We start from the raw sequence: 18,537 nt of genomic DNA on the forward strand, positions 1-18,537 counted from the left end.
AAACCGGGAAGAGCGCTACATCAGCGCTCTTCCCGTATCCGCGATTCAGTGCTGCAGATTCCCATAGAGCTTGGCATAGAGCCCGCCCACGGCGATCAGCTGCTGGTGATCGCCATCCTCGGCGACGCTGCCGCCATCGAATACCAGCACCCGGTCCGCCTGTTTCACCGCCGAGAGGCGATGGGCGATGATCAGGGTGGTGCGGCCGTTGAGAAACTGGCCCAGGGCCTGATGCAATGCGTACTCGGTGGCGGCATCGAGGGCCGAGGTGGCTTCATCGAGAATCACCACTTTCGGCTCGGCCAGGACCATGCGGGCGATGGCCAGGCGCTGGCGCTGGCCGCCGGACAGGCGCACACCGGAACGCCCGACGATGCTGTCCAGGCCATTGGCCAGTGCGCTGATGGTGCTGGCCAACTGGGCGATCTCCAGGGCACGCCAGCAGGCTTCATCGCTGCGCTCGCGGCCCATGCACAGGTTGGCGCGTACCGTGTCGTTGAACAACGCCGGATGCTGCAACACCACCGCGACCTGATCGCGCACGGTTTCCAGGCCGATCTCCTGCTGGCTGCAGCCACCGAAGCGAATAATCCCCGCCTGCGGCGTATAGAGGCCGAGCAACAGCTGCACCAGAGTGCTCTTGCCGCCGCCACTGGCGCCTACGATGGCCACCTTTTCACCCGGCGCAATGCTCAGGTCAAGGTTTGCCAGCACCGGTTCGTCGTTGTAGGAGAACGTCAGCCCGCGCACCTCGATGCCGACGGTGTCACGCCCCTTGAACGGATCGACAGTACCCAGGTACTGCGGCTCGTCACGACGCGCGAGCAACTCGTTGATCCGCGCCAGCGCCCCACCGGCGGCATAGAAGGCATATTGCAGGTTGAGCAACTGCTCGACCGGTCCGATCATGAACCACAGGTAGCTGAACACCGCGAGCATCTGGCCGATCGACAGGTCGGAGAACAGCACGGTGAGCATGGCGGCTGCGCGAAACACGTCGATACCGAACTGGAACAGCAAGCCGCTGGCGCGGTTCGAGGCATCGGTCTTCCATTGCGAGGCCACCGCGTAGTCGCGTACTTCTTGGGCTCGCCTACCGAGCCGACCGAGGAAGTAACCCTGGCGATTGCCAGCACGGATTTCCTGGATCGCCTCGAGGGTTTCGGTGAGCGCCTGGGTAAAGCGCGAGGTGCTGTCGTTCTCCAGCCTTTTCAGGTACTTGACCTTCTTGCCCAACAACACCGTGGCGTAGATCACCAGCGGATTGAAGAGCAGGATCAACAGCGCCAGCTGCCAGTGCATCCACAACAAAATCGCCGAGGTGCCGGCCAGCGTCAGCACGGCGACCAGAAAGCGGCTGAGGGTTTCGCCGACGAACTTGTCCAGGGTCTCCAGGTCGGTGACCAGGTGCGTGGTCACCGTGCCGCCGCCAAGGCTCTCGTATTCACTGAGGGAAATACGCTTGAGCCGCTCGATCAGACGAATGCGAATGCGGTAGATGATGTCTTTCGACAGACCGGCGAACAGGCGCGCCTGCAGCACGTTGAAGATCAGTGACGAACTGCGTAGCAGGAAGGTCAGCACCAGCATCAGGCCGATATAGCCGACTGCGGTTTCCCAGCCGGCCGGGAGAAAGCGGTCCATCACCTTGAGCGCGCTGTCGCCATCGTGGAGCAATACTTCGTCGACCAACAATGGCAATAGCAGGGGGATAGGCACACTGCACAGGGTGGCGAACAACGCCACCAGGTTGGCCAGAAGCAGTGCTTTCTTGTGATGCAGGGCCAGGCGGCGGATTTCCGCCCAACTCAACCGATCAGGCATGCAGCGCGCGCTCCAGCCAGCGACCGAGCAAGGGCGCGAGAACCTCAAGCGGCTGATAGCCATTGGTCAGTAGCGCCAGTTGTCCGTTGCATTCGGCCAGCAAGGTGGGAAAGCCGGATATGCCCAAATCCTGCACCCAGCTGAAATCGGCCATAGTGGCTTCGCGCTGCTCGGCACTGTCGAATGCGCCGGCGAACTCGATACGCGGAATCCCGGCTTGCTCGGCCAACCCGACCAATACGCTGGCCCGGGTGACGTCCACACCGCTGGTGTAGAAGGCTTGCTGGATCAACTGCGCCAGTGGCCAGACACTGTCCGCATCGAGGCTGCGCGCGGTCACCAGCGCCCGGCAGGCCGGTTCGGTATCGTAGACCAGGCCCTCGGGCAAGCCGTCGACGAAATTGAATAGCTGGCCAGTGCTGGCATTGACCGCTTGCCAGTAACCCAGATAACGCACCCGCGCCACCGCGTCGATGGCCACACCATCACGACGCAGGCCACCGAGTACCAGTTGCAAGGGCACACCGGCCAGAGCCGCCTGCTCAGCGAGCGACGCGAGCACCGGGGCAAACCCCCAGCACCAGGAACACATCGGGTCCATCACGTAGAGCAAGCGTGCGTGCATGGTCTAGCCCTCGTTGACTTGGCGTGGGTTGTAACCCAGAGGATGGGGCTGGTTACGCGCCTTGGCCAGTTCGATCTGCTTTTGTCGCTCACGGGCACCGGCGCGGGTCTTTTCGGGCAGCGAATCCCAGCAATGCGGACAGCTTACCCCTGCGGTGTAGTACTCGGACTGGCGGTCTTGCACGGAAATCGGCGTGCGGCAGGCATGGCACTGGTCATAATCGCCCTCAGTCAGGTCATGACGAACAGTGACCCGATTGTCGAAGACGAAGCAGTCACCCCGCCACTTGGTCTGCTCCTGGGGCACCTGCTCCAGATACTTGAGGATCCCGCCCTTGAGATGGAACACCTCTGCAAAGCCGGCACCGAGCATATAACTGGACGCCTTCTCGCAGCGAATGCCGCCGGTGCAGAACATCGCCACTTTCTTGTGCTTGGCCGGATCGAAGTGCGCCTTGATGTAGTCGGGAAACTCGCGAAACGATTTGGTCTGGGGGTCGACCGCTCCCTCGAACGTGCCGATGGCCACTTCATAGTCGTTGCGCGTGTCGATCAGCAGCACTTCGGGATCGCTGATCAGCGCGTTCCAGTCGTGGGCCTCGACATAGGTGCCGACCTGCTGGTTGGGATCGACGCCCGGCACACCCAGGGTGACGATCTCCTTCTTCAGCTTGACCTTGGTACGGTAGAACGGCTGCTCGTCACAGTACGACTCTTTATGGTCGACATCCGCCAGGCGAGGGTCCAGGGCAAACCAGGCGAGCAGGCCATCGATACCGGCACGCGAGGCAGAGACGGTGCCATTGATGCCTTCTTCGGCGAGCAGCAAGGTGCCCTTGACGCCGTTGGCCAGCATGCTTTGCAGCAGGGGTTCACGCAGCTCCTGGTAATCCGGCAGGCAGACGAACTTGTACAGCGCGGCCACGACTATCTTGTCACTCATCGAACTTATTCCTTCAGTAGTCGCCCACGTAAAGGGCGGACTGGGTCTACAAACGAACACGCCGGCGTTAGCCGGCGCAGTGCCTAGTTTACTTTTCTTGGCGCTTGCCGTGTAGGGGCGGATTGACTCACCGTCGGCAGAAGCGCTGCATAGCTCGGTAGCCTGGCGTGGCCGCGGATGACGCTGAAACGCACCCGGGTGAAGAGAGCTGGGTGGATGACCCTTTATCCAGCCACCCTGAGGTGCCGCGGGCCTTGCGCATAAACATGGGGTCTACCGGGTCAACGCCTGCTGCACTCTCGCCGGCCTCAATGTCCGCCCTTACAGGTCGGCGAATCAGGGGCGGCGCCTTGTTGCGCCCATTCCTCGGGGGTATAGGTATGCAACGCCAGGGCATGCACCTGGCTCATCAACTCGCCCAAGCTGGCGTAAACCTTCTGGTGGCGTTTCACTGCATTCAAGCCGGCAAATGCGGGGCTGACAATCACCGCCTTGTAATGGGTTTCCAGCCCGCGGCTGTGCATGTGGCTTTCGTCCAGCACCTCGAGGTGCTGGGGGTCAAGTGCAGCCAAGGCAGCCTGCAGCTGAGCTAGTTTCGACATATTCAAACTCCATTCACGGCTTTTTCGGCTCCAGCTTGGCGGACATTTCCGCCAGCAGTTTATTCACTTTCGGTACCGCGACTTGCAGTTTACCCTGAGTCAGTTGCGCCGCTTGTGCGGTCAACATCGGCATCTTCTCCAATACCTTCTGGCCCACTGGCGACTGGTAGAAGCTGATCAATTCCTGCAGCTCCTGCTCGTTGAAATTGCGGGTGTAGAGCTTGACCATATCCGGCTTGAGCTTGTCCCAGGCCACCGCCCGATCCAGCTCGGCATTGGCCTTGGCCTGGTAGGATTCCAGCAGAGCCTGTTTGCCCTTGCCCGCGCCGCTTTCGGCGAAACGCTGGGCGAACATCTGTTGCACCTGGGCATAGACCGGCACGGCCAATTTGTCAGCCCGAGCCAATTGCAGGAAGCGCTCGGCCTCGGCGGCATGACTGCTGGCATCGGCAAACGCCTGGGCGCTGCCGCAGGTCAACACGGCGACGGCACAGAGGGCAGATAAACGCGACATTGTATGCTCCGGATTTGATGGGTCGAGTCGTATATGACCCATGGCCGGCCATTTTGTGCCCAAGCCCGCCCGCCACTCAAGCATGCTCACCCCTTATCTATCGCCTGTTTGCCGGCAGATCAAACTGCCAGCACTTGCCCAACTCAGCAGGTGCGGGCAAGCTCGACTTATCTCAGTAAGCCTCTACGCTCTTCGATGACGGTAATCTCACTGCGTCATCTGCAACAGCACACACATGGACGTGCCTGATGAACAGCTTCGCCCACCCACACGCCACTGCCGCGCTAGCGCTGTGCGACGCCCGAGGCCGACTCAATCCAGAGGCCATCGGCTGGTCTCCCCGCCCCCAGGTTGACTGTGCACTGCCCGGACACGCGGGCCGCCGCAAACGCTGGAACCACTGGTGCATCACCACGCCGCACTGGATGCTTTCGCTGACTCAGGCTGACCTCGACTATATCGGCTACGGCGCTGCCTATTTTCTCGACCTGAGCAGCGGCCAGGCGGTCGCGCATAGCCAACTACGCGTGCTTGCACGAGATTGCGGGCTGCCGGATCAGCCCGAGCAAAGCCATGAATTCTGCCACCCGCGCCTGCAGCTGCGGGTCATCGAACAACCGGGGCGCCTGCGCCTGACCGTCGCGGCGCCCGACATCGGCGGGCAACCGCTGCAGGTTGACCTGGATATCCAGCGTCCCGCCCACCTCGACTCGGTCAACCTGATCGCCCCGCTCGGCCGACGGCACTTTCATGCCACCTGCCGACAAATGGGGCTGCCTGCCAGTGGCAGCGTGCAGCTCGGCAACCGCCACTACAGCTGCGTGGCCGGACAGAGTTTTGCCGCCATGGACTTTGGCCGCGGCGTCTGGCCATGGCGCAGCCATTGGACCCGCGCCGCCTTTGCCGCACCGGGCGGCATTGCCGGCAATTTCGGCGCGGGCTGGACCGATCACAGCGGACTATCGGAAAACGCCTTGTGGTTTGGTGGCGAACTGCTGCACCTGGATACACCGGTGCTGATCCAGCAAAACAATAAAGCACCCATGGCCTCCTGGCGCCTGAGCAGCCTCGACCAGCGGGTCGAGCTGACCTTCACTCCGCAGCAGCTGCATCAAGCCTGCCCACGCTTCGGGCCCTTCTACGCCGACACCCAGCAATGGTTTGGCCACTTTGACGGCATACTGCGTGGCCCCCACGGCATATGCGTGCCGGTGCATAGAGCGCTGGGCTGGCTGGGCGCGACCCATGCGCACTGGTAAACCTGTAGTGTTGCGGATTACCCGCAGCGCTTACGCAAGCCCGACAGTCCGTTAGGGAACCTGTGAGCGGTTGCGACAGCCTAAACTTGCTGAAGCGCCTTCCGGAGAGTTCTATGAGCCGCACCGAAACCGACAGCCTCGGCCCCATCGAAGTGCCTGAATCAGCCTACTGGGGCGCGCAGACCCAGCGCTCGCTGATCAATTTCGCCATCGGCGATGAGCGCATGCCGCTGGCCGTGCTGCATGCCCTGGCCTTGATCAAAAAAGCCGCGGCACGGGTCAATGACCGCATCGGCGACCTGCCGCCGGATATCGCCCGGCTGATTGAGCAAGCCGCCGACGAGGTCATCGCCGGTCAGCATGATGAGCAATTCCCGCTGGTGGTCTGGCAAACCGGCAGCGGCACCCAGAGCAACATGAACGTCAACGAAGTGATCGCCGGCCGCGCCAACGAACTGGCCGGTGGCGCACGCGGCGGCAAGAGTCCGGTGCACCCCAACGATCACGTCAACCGCGCACAGAGCTCCAACGACTGCTTCCCCACGGCCATGCACATCGCCGCTGCCAGCGCTGTGCTGCATGACTTGCTGCCAGCCCTGGCCGAACTGTCCGGCGGCCTGGCCGAGCAATCCGCCCGCCACAGCCAACTGGTGAAGACCGGACGCACCCACCTAATGGATGCCACGCCGATCACCTTCGGTCAGGAGCTGTCGGCTTTCGTCGCCCAGCTCGACTATGCCGAGCGGGCGATCCGGGCAAGCTTGCCAGCGGTTTGCGAACTGGCTCAAGGCGGCACCGCCGTCGGCACCGGGCTCAACTCGCCCCAGGGCTTTGCCGAAGCCATCGCCGCCGAACTCGCCGCCTTGAGCGGCATGCCACTGGTCAGCGCGCCCAACAAATTCGCTGCCCTGGCCGGTCACGAACCCCTGACCAGTCTTTCCGGCGCGCTGAAAACCCTCGCCGTGGCCCTGATGAAAATCGCCAATGACTTGCGCCTGCTCGGCTCAGGCCCGCGCGCAGGGTTTGCCGAGGTCAAGCTGCCAGCCAACGAACCTGGCAGTTCGATCATGCCGGGCAAGGTCAACCCGACCCAATGCGAAGCGCTGTCGATGCTGGCATGCCAGGTCCTGGGCAACGATGTCACCATCGGTTTTGCCGCGAGCCAAGGGCATCTGCAGCTGAACGTGTTCAAGCCGGTGATCATCCACAACCTGCTGCAATCGATTCGCTTGCTCGCCGATGGCTGTCGCAACTTTCAGCAGCACTGCATCGCCGGCCTGCAACCGGATGCGGCGCAGATGGCGGCGCACCTGGAGCGCGGCCTGATGCTGGTGACCGCCCTGAACCCGCATATTGGCTATGACAAGGCGGCGGAAATCGCCAAGAAAGCCTATCAGGACGGCAGCACCCTGCGCGAAGCCGCGCTGCTGCTGGGTTATCTGACAGAAGAACAATTTGACGCCTGGGTCCGCCCCGAAACCATGCTGGAGGCTGGCAACCATGACTGAAGCAGCCAAAAGCGGCGCCACCCCAATCGAAGGCGACGGCAAACGCATCCTGATGATCCTCGGTACGCCGAAAACCAGCAGCCTCTGCCACGCCCTCGGCGAAGCCTATGCCCAGGGTGCACGTAACGAAGGGCATGTGGTGCGGCAGTTGAAACTCGGCGAATTGAGCTTCGACCCGGTGCTGCGCGACGGCTATGACCAGAGCCAGCCCCTGGAGCCGGACCTGCTCGAGGCTCAACGGCAGATCCACTGGGCCGAGCACCTGGTGTTCGTCTACCCGGTCTGGTGGGGCGGCTTGCCGGCACTGCTCAAGGGCTTCTTCGACCGGGTGTTTCTCCCCGGTTTCGCCTTCAAGTACCGCGGCCGCTCACAGCTGTGGGACAAACTGCTGAGCGGCCGTACCGCCGACTTGCTGGTGACCCTGGACACGCCACCCTGGTACTTTCGCTGGATCTATGGCGCACCGGCGCACCGGCAGATGACGCGCACCATCCTCGGTTTCAGCGGCATCAAGACCCGTCGCCTGAACGAGTTCGCCCCGGTGCGGCCTTCGTCCGAGGAACAACGGCAGAGCTGGCTACGCCAGGCCGAAACACTTGGCAGCCGCGCCTGACATATCAGCCCGGCTGGGCATAGGGCCAGCCTGCGTTTCAGCCTACAGCTGCGCCGCCAGACGGGCACGACGGGCACGCAAACTGGTCATCAGCGATGGGCCCAGGGCCGTCAGGGCCGAGCCCAGCACCACCAAAGCTGCGCCGCCATAGGCAATCCAATTGATCTGTTCGGGCTGGACATGCTCCGGCCACCAGGTTGCTGCCAGCGCTACCGAACCGAACGTCACCAGCGGCGTGATCGCCAGCGTCGCGCTGACCCGCGAGGCCTCCCAGTGCGCCAACGCCTCGGCGAACGCGCCATAAGCCACCAGGGTGTTCAGACAGCAGGCAAACAACAGCCATGCCTGCAACGAACTCAGCTCGAAGACCTGCTGCGGCTGCGCCCAAGGCGTCAGCAGCAGCGCACAGGCCAGGTAGATCACCATCATCACCTGCAACGAGTTCCACACCGTCAACAACTGCTTTTGCGCCAAGCCATAAAACGCCCAGACAAACGCCGCCAGTAGCACGATCAGAACCCCGGCAGTGTAATCGGTCAACGACGTCAACAATTCGCTCAGGCGTTGATTGAAAAACAGCGCAAAACCGCACAGCAGGACGGTCAGGCCAATGCCCTGGGCGAAACTGAAACGCTCGCGAAAGACGAACAGACTGCTGATCAGCAGTAAGATCGGCGCGACCTGGATCACCAATTGCGTGGTGCCGGGGCTGAGCAGGTTCAGCCCCATCAGGTAGAGCACATAGTTGGCAGTTAACCCGGCAATCGCCAAGGCGAGCAGCCAACCGCCCTTGCGCCCCAGTGGACGGAAACGTGGCAACCCACGAGATGCAGCCAGATAAGCCAGCAGAATTGAACCGGACACCAGCAGTCGATACCAGGTGACAGTGACCGGATCCATCACCTGAAGCACTTCTTTGAGTTTGATCGGCAACACGCCCCAGAGCAGAGCGGTAATCAGTGCCAGAAACAGGCCGTAGAGCCAACGGCCGGAAGAGATATGCATGACTGCCTCAAGCGCAAGCTAACGGCGCAAAGCGCTATTTTATGTCGTCATGGTCAACCGACACAGTCACAGTTCAGCGGGGTTGCATGCGCAAACTGTATTGCTGACGAAAGGCGTAAAGCCATACAGTTGACGCCAAAAAACCAAAAACAAACGTAAAAACGCGCGAAAAGAGTCAAAAAACAACCATTGGTCGTCAACTCAAACGAGTCCATCGGCGCGGATTAGACTGCAATTATTCGGCTTATTGCATGAGGCTCTCGCCATGTACGGTCAACGCACCATCGACCCCGGCCCCGGCACGCACTACCGCAGCGAGCGGGTTAGTGCAGTCAACGGCCAGTATTTCTTTGCCACCCGCGAAGGCACGCTAGAAGGCCCCTACTACACGCGCATCGACGCTGAGCGTGAAATCGGCTCCTATATTCGCCGCATGATGCAAGCCAGCGGCACCGTCGAGAATCGAGCACTCTGACCGAGCAAACGCGGCTCAAAAAAAACGGGAGCCCAAACGGGCTCCCGTACTCATTCTCAGAGAAAAGTCGCACTCGGCTCACACCGCGCGCAACAACTACCTCACCTGCGCTCCCGAAGCAACGCAGCCCCTAGTCTGACAAAAATCCCCACACCCATGGGTTTAGCTTTGTTGCTGCTGTGCAAAGAAATGTAACCCCGCATGCTGCTGGTAGGCCGCCACGGCAACCGGCAGAATGCCGGCATGAGCGACCTCTACCTGCCCCCCTGCTGTACCACACTGAGCGATCACTGGCCTCTGCCCTTGGCGCTGTCCGGCGTACAGCTGATCAGCACGCGCTTCGACCCCGCGCAGCTCCATGCCGAGGACTTCGAGCGCAGCGGCATAGCGGCCGTCAGCGGTGTGGCCAAACGTCAGACCGAATACCTCGCAGGCCGCCTGTGCGCACGCGAAGCCCTGCGCCGCGTGACCGGCATAGCCTCGGTGCCGGCAGTCGGCGCCGACCGCGCACCGCAGTGGCCGGCCGAAGTTAGCGGCTCGATCACCCACGGCAGCAGCTGGGCCGGCGCCATGGCTGGCCACGCCAGCACCTGGCGTGGCCTGGGCCTTGATGTCGAGCGCAGACTGGCGCCGGCGCGCGCCGAACGCTTGGCTGCGCAGATCCTCACCCCTGCCGAATTGCAGCAGCTGCAGGACCTGGCGCCCGAGCTGCGCGCAGCGCGGATCAGCCTGACCTTCTCGCTCAAGGAAAGCCTGTTCAAGGCGCTCTACCCCTTGGTCTTGCAGCGTTTCTACTTCCAGGACGCCGAGCTGTTGAGTTGCCACGCCGACGGCAGCGCGCGACTGCGCCTACTGATCAAGCTGGGCAGCGACTGGCCGGCCGGCAGCGAACTGGAAGGCCAGTTCGTCGAGTTCGACGGTTTTCTACTCAGCCTGATTGCCATCCCGGCCTGATCCCTTGCAGAGTGCGGCCCAATCCGCCGGGCAAATCCGATAAACTCCGGCCATTGCCGCCAGGAGTGCCCCATGCGCGAAGAACTCAACCAAGGCCTGATCGACTTTCTCAAGGCCTCGCCCACCCCATTTCATGCCACCGCGAGCCTGGCCCAGCGCCTGGAAGCCGCCGGCTACCTGCACCTCGACGAACGTGCGCCCTGGCATACTGAAGCCGGCGGGCGTTACTACGTCACCCGCAACGACTCTTCGATCATCGCCTTCAAGCTGGGCCAGCGCTCACCGCTGGAAGGCGGAATTCGCCTGGTTGGCGCCCACACCGACAGCCCCTGCCTGCGGGTCAAGCCGCAGCCGGAACTGCAGCGCCAGGGCTTCTTCCAGCTCGGCGTGGAAGTCTATGGCGGTGCATTGCTCTCGCCCTGGTTTGACCGCGACCTGTCCCTGGCCGGACGCGTGACCTACCGCCGCGACGGCAAGGTGGAGAGCCAGCTGATCGACTTTCAGTGTGCGATCGCCGTCATTCCCAACCTGGCCATTCACCTCAACCGCGAGGCCAACCAGGGCTGGGCGATCAATGCGCAGAACGAGCTGCCGCCGATCCTGGCCCAGCTAGGAATGCCGGAGGCGGCGGATTTCCGCGCCCTGCTCACCGAGCAGCTGGCGCGCGAACACGATTTCAGTGCCGATGCAGTGCTCGATTTCGAGCTGAGTTTCTATGACACCCAGGCTGCCGCGGTGATCGGCCTGAACGGCGACTTCATCGCCGGTGCACGGCTGGACAACCTGCTCTCTTGCTACGCCGGCCTGCAAGCCCTGCTCGCAGCCCCGGACGAGGAAAGCTGCGTGCTGGTGTGTACCGACCATGAAGAGGTCGGCTCCAGTTCGGCCTGCGGTGCCGACGGGCCGATGCTCGAACAGGTGCTGCGCCGCGTGCTGCCGGAGGGCGACGGTTTCGTCCGAAGCATCCAGCGCTCGCTGCTGGTCTCCGCCGACAATGCCCATGCGGTTCACCCCAACTACCCGGACAAGCACGACGACAACCACGGCCCCAAGCTCAACGCCGGCCCGGTGATCAAGATCAACAGCAACCAGCGCTACGCCACCAGCAGCGAAACCGCCGGCTTCTTCCGTCACCTGTGTCTGGAAAACGAAGTGCCGGTACAAAGCTTCGTGACCCGCAGTGACATGGGCTGTGGCTCGACCATCGGCCCGATCACCGCCAGCCAGTTGGGTGTGCGCACCGTGGATATCGGCCTGCCGACCTTCGCCATGCACTCGATCCGCGAACTGGCCGGCAGCCACGACCTGGCGCACCTGGTCAAGGTGCTGACGGCGTTCTATGCGAGCCGCGAGTTGCCCTGAAGATCGGCGGCAGCTGTCTGTGCGGGGCGGTGGCCCGAGCGATTGGACAAGCCGACCGGTCATTGCCACTGCCTGACCTGCCAGAAAGCACATGCAGCGGCCTTCGCCAGCACCGCCGGGGTTCTGCGCGAAGATTTCCGCTGGTTGCGCGGCGAGGAAAACTGTCGAGCTACCAATCATCGCCCAGCAAACTGCGCCATTTCTGCGCGATCTGCGGTTCGCAATTGATCGCCCCACGCACCGGCCAGGCCCATTTCATCGTCCGTGTGGCTAGCCTCGATCAGGACCCCGGCGCGCGCCCGGCCCAGTACATCTAGACCAGCCATGACCGCCCCTGGCTGACCTGCGACTAACTGCCGATCTATGCCGAGTGGCCACCGGGCCACTGAATCACTCCGGCACCTCGACGCTGACATGCAGCGCATCGTGGCGCCAGAACTCCAGGTCGCAATCGATGATACGGCCGTGCTGGTCGCGGTTGATCCGTACGATGCGCAACGCCGGGCTGCCCACCGCCACTTTCAACGCCGCCGCAGCTTCACTGTGCAGTGCGGTAGGCACCATATCGAAACGCACCCGACCGTAATGGATGCCGTATTCGCTGGCATACAGTTCGGTCAGCGACAGGGTCAGATCGAAGTCGAGCACGCCGGGGAAATAGCTCGGATTGAGGTAGTGCTCGACATACAGCACCAGGCGGCCATCGATACGCCGTGCCCGGCGAATCTGGATCACGCTGGACAACGCTGGCAATTCCAGCAGCTCGCAGATTTCCACCGGAGCCGGGAGCAGTCGTGCCGAGAGCACTTCGGTGGCCGGCACTCGCCCCTGCCCGGCGACCATTGCATGAAAATGCGAGCGCACCAGCGGGTTGTAGGCCAGCCGCGGTGGCGAGACGAACCAGCCGCGGCGCTCCTCACGATAAATCAGGCCCTGCGCCTCCAACTGACCGAGCGCCTCACGCAGGGTAATGCGGGTGGTATCGAAGACTTCACTGAGCTTGCGCTCGGCCGGCAACTGGCTGCCGGACGCCAACAGGCCATGCTCGATCTGTTCTTGCAAGGCCCGGCAGATGGTGGTGACGGCACGCGGCGCTACATCGCGCATCAAGATTTCCTCTTTTGGACTAGTCCAGCCTCTTTACAAGGCCTGAACCAGCGGATTAAACCGCACTGACTATGTTGCAAGGCTAGGCATAGCAGATGACCAGCCGATGACAGAAGACTAGCAAGCACGCCCCATGCCAGCAGAAATTACAGTGTGCGCCACAAAATCAGCCACTTATCTATGGTCTACGCTTGTTCTGCGCGGCTTCGCCAAGCGCTTGGACATCCACGAGGAACCGGCAATCATAAAACTGTCACTTGCCGGGCCTAAATTGGCGTGGGTCTTGCTGATCTAGACCAACACTCTCATCGCAAAGGAGTTTCCAATGAAACAACTGCTGCTGGCTTCATTGATGGGCACGGCCATCGCCCTGGCAACCTCGGCCATGGCTGCCGACACGGATCTGCAAACGCTGGCACAAGCCGCACGCGCAGAAGGCGCGGTAAACAGCGTGGGCATGCCGGACAGCTGGGCCAACTGGAAGGACACCTGGGTGGACCTGGAGAAACTCTATGGCCTCAAACACATGGACACCGACATGAGTTCGGCCCAGGAAATCGCCAAATTCTCCGCCGAGAAAGACAACGCCAGTGCCGATATCGGCGACGTTGGTGCGGCGTTCGGACCCATTGCGGTGCAGCAGGGTGTTACCCAAGCCTACAAACCGAGCACCTGGGAACAGATCCCGGGCTGGGCCAAGGACGCCGACGGCCACTGGATGCTCGCCTACACCGGCTCCATCGCTTTCATCGTCAACAAGCAACTGGTCAAGGACATCCCGCACTCCTGGGCCGAGCTGAAACAGGGCACCTACAAGGTCGCCATCGGCGATGTCAGCGCCGCCGCCCAGGCGGTCAATGGCGTACTGGCCGCGGCCATTGCCAACGGCGGCAACGAGAAGAACATCCAGCCAGGCCTGGACTTCTTCGCCGAAATCGCCGAACAGGGCCGCCTGTCGCTGGCCAACCCGACTATCCAGACCCTGGAGAAAGGTGAAGTGGAAGTGGGCGTGGTCTGGGACTTCAACGGTCTCTCCTACCGCGACCAGATCGACCCAAGCCGCTTCGAAGTACTGATCCCCTCCGACGGTTCGGTGATCTCCGGCTACACCACCATCATCAACAAGTACGCGAAGAACCCCAACGCCGCCAAACTGGCGCGCGAGTACATCCTCAGCGACGCCGGGCAGATCAACCTGGCCAAAGGCAATGCCCGACCGATCCGCGCCGAGCACCTGAGCCTGCCGCCTGAGGTTCAGGCCAAGTTGCTGCCTAACGCGCAGTACGTCAATGTCCAGCCGATCAAGGATGCCGCCGCCTGGGAGGCCACCTCCAAGGCCTTGCCGCAGCAATGGCAGGAAAACGTCATCATCAACATGGAGTAACTGCTCGGCCCACGCGTAGCCCGGATGCAATCCGGGCTACGTCACTGGCTCCACCCGCTATTTCGCAACGCAAGGAAGAGGCAGCGCATGCACAACGTCATCCTGGTGGTATTGGATGGCCTGAATTACGAGGTGGCCCGGCACGCGCTGGGGCATCTGCAGGCCTACTGCGGCGCCGAGCGCGCAGCCTTGTACAAGCTCGACTGCGAGCTGCCCTCACTGTCCCGTCCGCTGTACGAATGCATCCTCACCGGCGTCAGGCCAATCGACAGCGGCGTGGTGCATAACCAGGTGGTGCGCCTGTCCAATCAGCGCAGCATCTTTCACTACGCGCGGGATGCCGGCCTGTGCACCGCTGCCGCGGCCTATCACTGGGTCAGCGAGCTGTATAACCGTGCCCCATTCGACGCCGCCCGCGACCGGCATATCGATGACCCCAACCTGCCGATCCAGCATGGCCACTTCTACTACGCCGACCATTACCCCGATTCCCACCTGTTCGCCGACGCGGAAAGTCTGCGCCTGCGCCACAGTCCGAACTTCCTCCTGGTGCACCCGATGAACATCGACGACGCCGGCCACAAGCACGGCCTCGACAGTGCGCAGTACCGCAACAGCGCGCGGGTCGCCGACATTCTGCTGGCCGACTACCTGCAAGGCTGGCTCGATGCCGGCTACCAGGTGCTGGTCACCGCCGACCACGGCATGAACAACGATCGCTCGCACAACGGCCTGCTCGTCGAAGAACGCGAAGTGCCGCTATTCGTGCTCGGCTCGGCCTTCAGCCTGGACCGCGACGCCCGGCCGAAGCAGACCGAACTGTGCGGCACCATCTGCCAGCTGCTCGGCGCAGCCCACGACAAACCCGTCTGCAGGGAACTATTGAAATGAGTGCGTCACTCGAACGTAGCGCCAAGCTACCGGGCGCAGCGCAGCCGCTGACCGCACCGCGCGCGCGCCTGTCGCCACGGCTGAGAGGAAAATGGCTGGCAGCGCTGTGCCTGCTGCCCTTCGCCGTGTTTTTTCTGCTGTTCCAGATCGCGCCGCTGCTGTGGGTGGCGACCAACAGTCTGAACAGCGCCGAAGGCTGGGGCCTGGCCAATTTCGCCAAGGTGTTCAACTCCAGGTTCTACCTGCAGGCGATCAAACACAGCCTGCAGATTTCCTTCTGGTCCAGCCTGTTCGGTATGAGCATTGCGATCCTCGGCAGCTATTCGCTACGCCAGGTGGACTCCAAGCTGCGCGACTTCGTCATGGCCTTCTCCAACATGACCAGCAACTTCGCCGGCGTGCCGCTGGCCTTCGCCTTCATCATCCTGCTCGGTTTCAACGGCGCACTGACCCTGCTGCTGATCAAGATCGGCCTGATCGAGAGTTTCAACCTCTACTCGAAAAACGGCCTGATCGTGCTCTACACCTACTTCCAGATCCCCCTGGGCGTGCTGCTGCTGTACCCGGCCTTCGATGCCCTGCGTGAGGACTGGCGCGAATCCGCCGCACTGCTCGGCGCCAACACCTGGGACTTCTGGCGACATATCGGCCTGCCGGTGCTGACCCCGGCGCTGCTCGGCACCTTCGTCATCCTCCTGGCCAATGCGCTGGGCGCCTACGCCACCGTGTACTACCTGACCACCGGCAACTTCAACGTGATGCCGATCCGCATCGCCGGCCTGGTATCGGGCGACATCTCCCTCAACCCGAACCTGGCCAGCGCCCTGGCGATGATATTGGTCGGCCTGATGGCGGTGATCACCGTGGCCCATCAACTGTTGCTGAAGAGGAGCAAGCATGTCTCGCGCTAACCCTGCTCCAGTGGCGCTCTACCACCGCGTCGTGGTCTGGCTGCTATTCCTTATCCTACTGCTGCCGCTGGCCGGCACCCTGCTCTATTCGTTGTCCACCAGTTGGTCGGCGACCATCCTGCCCGATGGCCTGACCTTCAAGTGGTACCTGGCGCTGTGGAGCGATGAGCGTTTTCTCAATGCCTTCGGTCGCTCGCTGCTGGTGTGCTTCGGCGCCCTGGCGCTGTCGGTGGTGTTGATTCTGCCGCTGCTGTTCGTGGTGCATTACCACTTCCCCAAGCTCGACGGGCTGATGAACATCCTGATCCTGCTGCCGTTCGCCGTGCCGCCGGTGGTGTCCTCGGTGGGCCTGCTGCAACTGTACGGCTCGGGTCCGCTGGCGATGACTGGCACGCCGTGGATCCTGATCGGCTGCTACTTCACCATCGCCCTGCCCTTCATGTACCGCGCCATCACCAACAACCTGCAGGCGATCAACCTGCCGGACCTGATGGATGCCGCCCACCTGCTCGGCGCCAGCACCTGGAAGGCGGCATATCTGGTGGTGCTGCCGAACTTGCGCAAGGGCCTGATGGTGTCGCTGTTTCTGTCCTTCAGTTTTCTGTTCGGCGAGTTTGTGTTCGCCAATATGCTGGTCGGCACCCGCTATGAAACCCTGCAGGTCTACCTCAACAATATGAAAAACAGCAGCGGCCACTTCAACAGCGCCCTGGTGATTTCCTATTTCTTCTTCGTGCTGGTCTTCACCTGGGCCGCCAATCGCCTGAACAAGGACAAGTCATGAGCTACCTGAGCATCCAGAGCCTGCACAAAAGCTATGGCGATATCTCGATCTTCAGCGATATCAACTGCGAAATCGACAAAGGCGAGTTCGTCACCCTGCTCGGCCCCTCGGGTTGTGGCAAGTCCACGCTGCTGCGCTGCATCGCCGGCCTGACCGAAGTGGGCGGTGGGCAGATCCTCCTCGATGGCGAAGACCTGGTGCCGCAAGCACCACAGAAGCGCGGGATCGGCATGGTGTTCCAGAGCTACGCGCTGTTCCCAAACATGACCGTGCAGCAGAACGTCGCCTTCGGCTTGCGCATGCAGAAGGTCGGCAAGGAAGAAAGCCTCCAGCGTGTGCAGGAAGCCCTGGCCATGGTCGAACTCGGCGACTTCGCCACGCGCTACCCGCATCAACTGTCCGGCGGCCAATGCCAGCGCGTGGCCCTGGCCCGTTCCCTGGTGACCCGCCCGCGTCTGTTGCTGCTCGACGAACCTTTGTCAGCCCTGGACGCACGCATCCGCAAACACCTTCGCGAACAGATCCGCGCCATCCAGCAGGAGCTCGGTCTGACCACCATCTTCGTCACCCACGACCAGGAAGAAGCCCTGGTCATGTCTGATCGCATCTTCCTGATGAATGCCGGCAAGATCGTCCAGAGCGGCGATGCGGAAACCCTCTACACCGCGCCAATCGACGCCTTCGCCGCCGGTTTTATCGGCAACTACAACCTGCTCGACGCCGATGCCGCCAGCCGCCTGCTGGGTCGGCCGATCGGCAGCCGTGTGGCCATTCGCCCGGAGGCCATCCGGATCGGCAGTCAGGGCAGCATCGAGGGAAAAATCCGCAGCCACAGCCTGCTCGGCAACGTCATCCGCTACCGCATCGAGGCCCGCGGTGTCGAGTTGCTGGTCGATGTGCTGAACCGCTCGGTCGAGGACATGCACGGCAGCGGTCAAGCCATTGCCCTGACCATCGAAGCCAATGCGATCCGGGAGGTGGCGTAATGGCCCTGGCAATCTTCGATCTGGACGAAACCCTGATTCACGGTGACTGCGCCAGCCTGTGGAGTGCGGAAATGGCCAAGCTCGGCTGGGTCGACGGCGAGAGCTTCATCAAGAAAGACCATGAGCTGATGGCGCTCTATGCCGAAGGCAAACTGGCGATGGCGGATTACATGACCTTCAGCCTCTCGCCCCTGGTCGGGCGCAGTGCAGCGGAAGTCGCCTTCGTCGTCGGGCCCTATGTCGAAGAGGTGATCGAACCGCTGCTCTACAGCGACGCGACCCGTTGCCTGGCCAACCACCGCGCCGCCGGTGACCGCATCCTGATCATCTCCGCTTCCGCGCACTTTCTGGTCAGCGCCATCGCCGCACACCTCAAGGTCGAGGAAGTGCTGGCCATCGACATCGAAGAGCAACACGGCACCTACAGCGGCCGCACCCAAGGCGTGCTGACCTACCGCGAGGGCAAAGTCACGCGCCTGCAGGCCTGGCTCGAAGAACAGGGTGAAAGCCTGGACGGCGCCTACTTCTACTCCGACTCGCGCAATGACCTGCCGTTGCTACAACTGGTGAGCAAACCGCACGCGGTCAACCCCGACCCGGTGCTGCGCCGGCATGCCGAACTAGCCGGCTGGCCGATTCTGAGCTGGAACTGAGCACCGCCGTGCGCAGCCCCATTGATGCAGGGCCGTGGCCTGCCCTGGCTGGGCGCTGAGACTGCCGGTTGCGCCTATAGGGATCGAGAATAAAGGCCGGCTGCGGCTGACGCCGAGGCTGAGTGCATCGGCGTCCTT

Annotated in this window: 19 protein-coding genes and 1 pseudogene; 13 read left to right on the forward strand and 7 right to left on the reverse strand. The window is 62.4% G+C overall.

Annotated features, from left to right (window positions below):
• Positions 1 to 45 precede the first annotated feature (45 nt).
• The 5 genes from LJY18_RS15970 to LJY18_RS15990 form a co-directional block, all read right to left on the reverse strand.
• Positions 46 to 1,824 carry an ABC transporter ATP-binding protein gene (locus tag LJY18_RS15970; protein ID WP_238042791.1) on the reverse strand — a complete coding sequence of 593 codons (1,779 nt, stop codon included), beginning with the start codon at positions 1,822 to 1,824 and terminating at the stop codon, positions 46 to 48.
• Positions 1,817 to 2,449 (reverse strand): DsbA family protein, encoded by a 633-nt coding sequence (locus tag LJY18_RS15975; RefSeq protein ID WP_238042792.1) that lies wholly within the window; start codon positions 2,447 to 2,449, stop codon positions 1,817 to 1,819. The genes LJY18_RS15970 and LJY18_RS15975 overlap by 8 nt, the downstream gene beginning before the upstream one ends.
• Before the next feature lie 3 nt (positions 2,450 to 2,452).
• Positions 2,453 to 3,391 carry an oxygen-dependent tRNA uridine(34) hydroxylase TrhO gene (trhO, locus tag LJY18_RS15980; RefSeq protein WP_238042793.1) on the reverse strand — a complete coding sequence of 313 codons (939 nt, stop codon included), beginning with the start codon at positions 3,389 to 3,391 and terminating at the stop codon, positions 2,453 to 2,455.
• A gap of 308 nt (positions 3,392 to 3,699) precedes the next feature.
• On the reverse strand, positions 3,700 to 3,993 hold the full coding sequence (locus tag LJY18_RS15985; protein WP_238042794.1) for a BolA family protein: 294 nt from the start codon (positions 3,991 to 3,993) through the stop codon (positions 3,700 to 3,702).
• A gap of 13 nt (positions 3,994 to 4,006) precedes the next feature.
• Complete coding sequence (locus tag LJY18_RS15990) at positions 4,007 to 4,507, reverse strand: DUF2059 domain-containing protein (protein ID WP_238042795.1); 501 nt, start codon at positions 4,505 to 4,507, stop codon at positions 4,007 to 4,009.
• Positions 4,508 to 4,755: 248 nt separating this feature from the next.
• On the opposite strand from LJY18_RS15990, the gene LJY18_RS15995 reads away from it, so the two are divergent.
• The 3 genes from LJY18_RS15995 (at position 4,756) to LJY18_RS16005 (ending at position 7,887) form a co-directional block, all read left to right on the forward strand.
• Positions 4,756 to 5,766: a DUF2804 domain-containing protein gene (locus tag LJY18_RS15995; RefSeq protein WP_238042796.1), complete on the forward strand. Its 1,011-nt coding sequence runs from the start codon at positions 4,756 to 4,758 to the stop codon at positions 5,764 to 5,766.
• Positions 5,767 to 5,879: 113 nt separating this feature from the next.
• Positions 5,880 to 7,274: a class II fumarate hydratase gene (locus tag LJY18_RS16000; RefSeq protein WP_238042797.1), complete on the forward strand. Its 1,395-nt coding sequence runs from the start codon at positions 5,880 to 5,882 to the stop codon at positions 7,272 to 7,274.
• Entirely contained in the window at positions 7,267 to 7,887 is a 621-nt protein-coding gene (locus LJY18_RS16005) for an NAD(P)H-dependent oxidoreductase (RefSeq protein WP_238042798.1), read from the forward strand. The genes LJY18_RS16000 and LJY18_RS16005 overlap by 8 nt, the downstream gene beginning before the upstream one ends.
• A gap of 42 nt (positions 7,888 to 7,929) precedes the next feature.
• Here the strand turns inward: LJY18_RS16005 and LJY18_RS16010 are convergent, their stop codons facing one another.
• A complete protein-coding gene (locus LJY18_RS16010) occupies positions 7,930 to 8,892 on the reverse strand; it encodes a DMT family transporter (RefSeq protein WP_238042799.1) in 963 nt (320 codons plus the stop codon).
• A gap of 265 nt (positions 8,893 to 9,157) precedes the next feature.
• On the opposite strand from LJY18_RS16010, the gene LJY18_RS16015 reads away from it, so the two are divergent.
• The 4 genes and pseudogenes from LJY18_RS16015 to LJY18_RS16030 all read left to right on the forward strand — a co-directional run bounded on the left by LJY18_RS16015 (position 9,158) and on the right by LJY18_RS16030 (position 12,036).
• Complete coding sequence (locus LJY18_RS16015; protein ID WP_238042800.1) at positions 9,158 to 9,367, forward strand: DUF6316 family protein; 210 nt, start codon at positions 9,158 to 9,160, stop codon at positions 9,365 to 9,367.
• A gap of 243 nt (positions 9,368 to 9,610) precedes the next feature.
• The gene (locus tag LJY18_RS16020) at positions 9,611 to 10,321 is read left to right on the forward strand and encodes a 4'-phosphopantetheinyl transferase family protein (protein WP_238043048.1); all 711 of its coding nucleotides are present in this window, start codon (positions 9,611 to 9,613) and stop codon (positions 10,319 to 10,321) included.
• A gap of 72 nt (positions 10,322 to 10,393) precedes the next feature.
• Positions 10,394 to 11,683: a M18 family aminopeptidase gene (locus LJY18_RS16025; protein WP_238042801.1), complete on the forward strand. Its 1,290-nt coding sequence runs from the start codon at positions 10,394 to 10,396 to the stop codon at positions 11,681 to 11,683.
• Positions 11,684 to 11,685: 2 nt separating this feature from the next.
• Positions 11,686 to 12,036, forward strand: a pseudogene (locus LJY18_RS16030) (GFA family protein).
• A 37-nt stretch (positions 12,037 to 12,073) separates the two neighbouring features.
• Here LJY18_RS16030 and LJY18_RS16035 read toward each other — a convergent pair.
• Positions 12,074 to 12,790: a UTRA domain-containing protein gene (locus LJY18_RS16035; protein ID WP_238042802.1), complete on the reverse strand. Its 717-nt coding sequence runs from the start codon at positions 12,788 to 12,790 to the stop codon at positions 12,074 to 12,076.
• 325 nt (positions 12,791 to 13,115) lie between these two features.
• On the opposite strand from LJY18_RS16035, the gene LJY18_RS16040 reads away from it, so the two are divergent.
• From LJY18_RS16040 to LJY18_RS16065, 6 genes are all read left to right on the forward strand, one after another.
• Positions 13,116 to 14,174, forward strand: coding sequence for an ABC transporter substrate-binding protein (locus LJY18_RS16040; protein WP_238042803.1), 1,059 nt, complete (start codon positions 13,116 to 13,118; stop codon positions 14,172 to 14,174).
• A gap of 87 nt (positions 14,175 to 14,261) precedes the next feature.
• A complete protein-coding gene (locus LJY18_RS16045) occupies positions 14,262 to 15,065 on the forward strand; it encodes an alkaline phosphatase family protein (protein ID WP_238042804.1) in 804 nt (267 codons plus the stop codon).
• Positions 15,062 to 15,976 (forward strand): ABC transporter permease, encoded by a 915-nt coding sequence (locus LJY18_RS16050; RefSeq protein ID WP_442964497.1) that lies wholly within the window; start codon positions 15,062 to 15,064, stop codon positions 15,974 to 15,976. The genes LJY18_RS16045 and LJY18_RS16050 overlap by 4 nt, the downstream gene beginning before the upstream one ends.
• Positions 15,963 to 16,760 (forward strand): ABC transporter permease, encoded by a 798-nt coding sequence (locus LJY18_RS16055; protein WP_238042805.1) that lies wholly within the window; start codon positions 15,963 to 15,965, stop codon positions 16,758 to 16,760. Before LJY18_RS16050 ends, LJY18_RS16055 begins: the two co-directional genes overlap by 14 nt.
• Complete coding sequence (locus LJY18_RS16060; RefSeq protein ID WP_238042806.1) at positions 16,757 to 17,746, forward strand: ABC transporter ATP-binding protein; 990 nt, start codon at positions 16,757 to 16,759, stop codon at positions 17,744 to 17,746. The genes LJY18_RS16055 and LJY18_RS16060 overlap by 4 nt, the downstream gene beginning before the upstream one ends.
• Entirely contained in the window at positions 17,746 to 18,399 is a 654-nt protein-coding gene (locus LJY18_RS16065; protein ID WP_238042807.1) for an HAD family hydrolase, read from the forward strand. The genes LJY18_RS16060 and LJY18_RS16065 overlap by 1 nt, the downstream gene beginning before the upstream one ends.
• The last annotated feature ends 138 nt before the right edge of the window (positions 18,400 to 18,537 follow it).

The sequence above is a fragment of the Pseudomonas sp. MMS21 TM103 genome (genome assembly GCF_022132145.1).
Taxonomy (GTDB): Bacteria; Pseudomonadota; Gammaproteobacteria; order Pseudomonadales; family Pseudomonadaceae; genus Aquipseudomonas.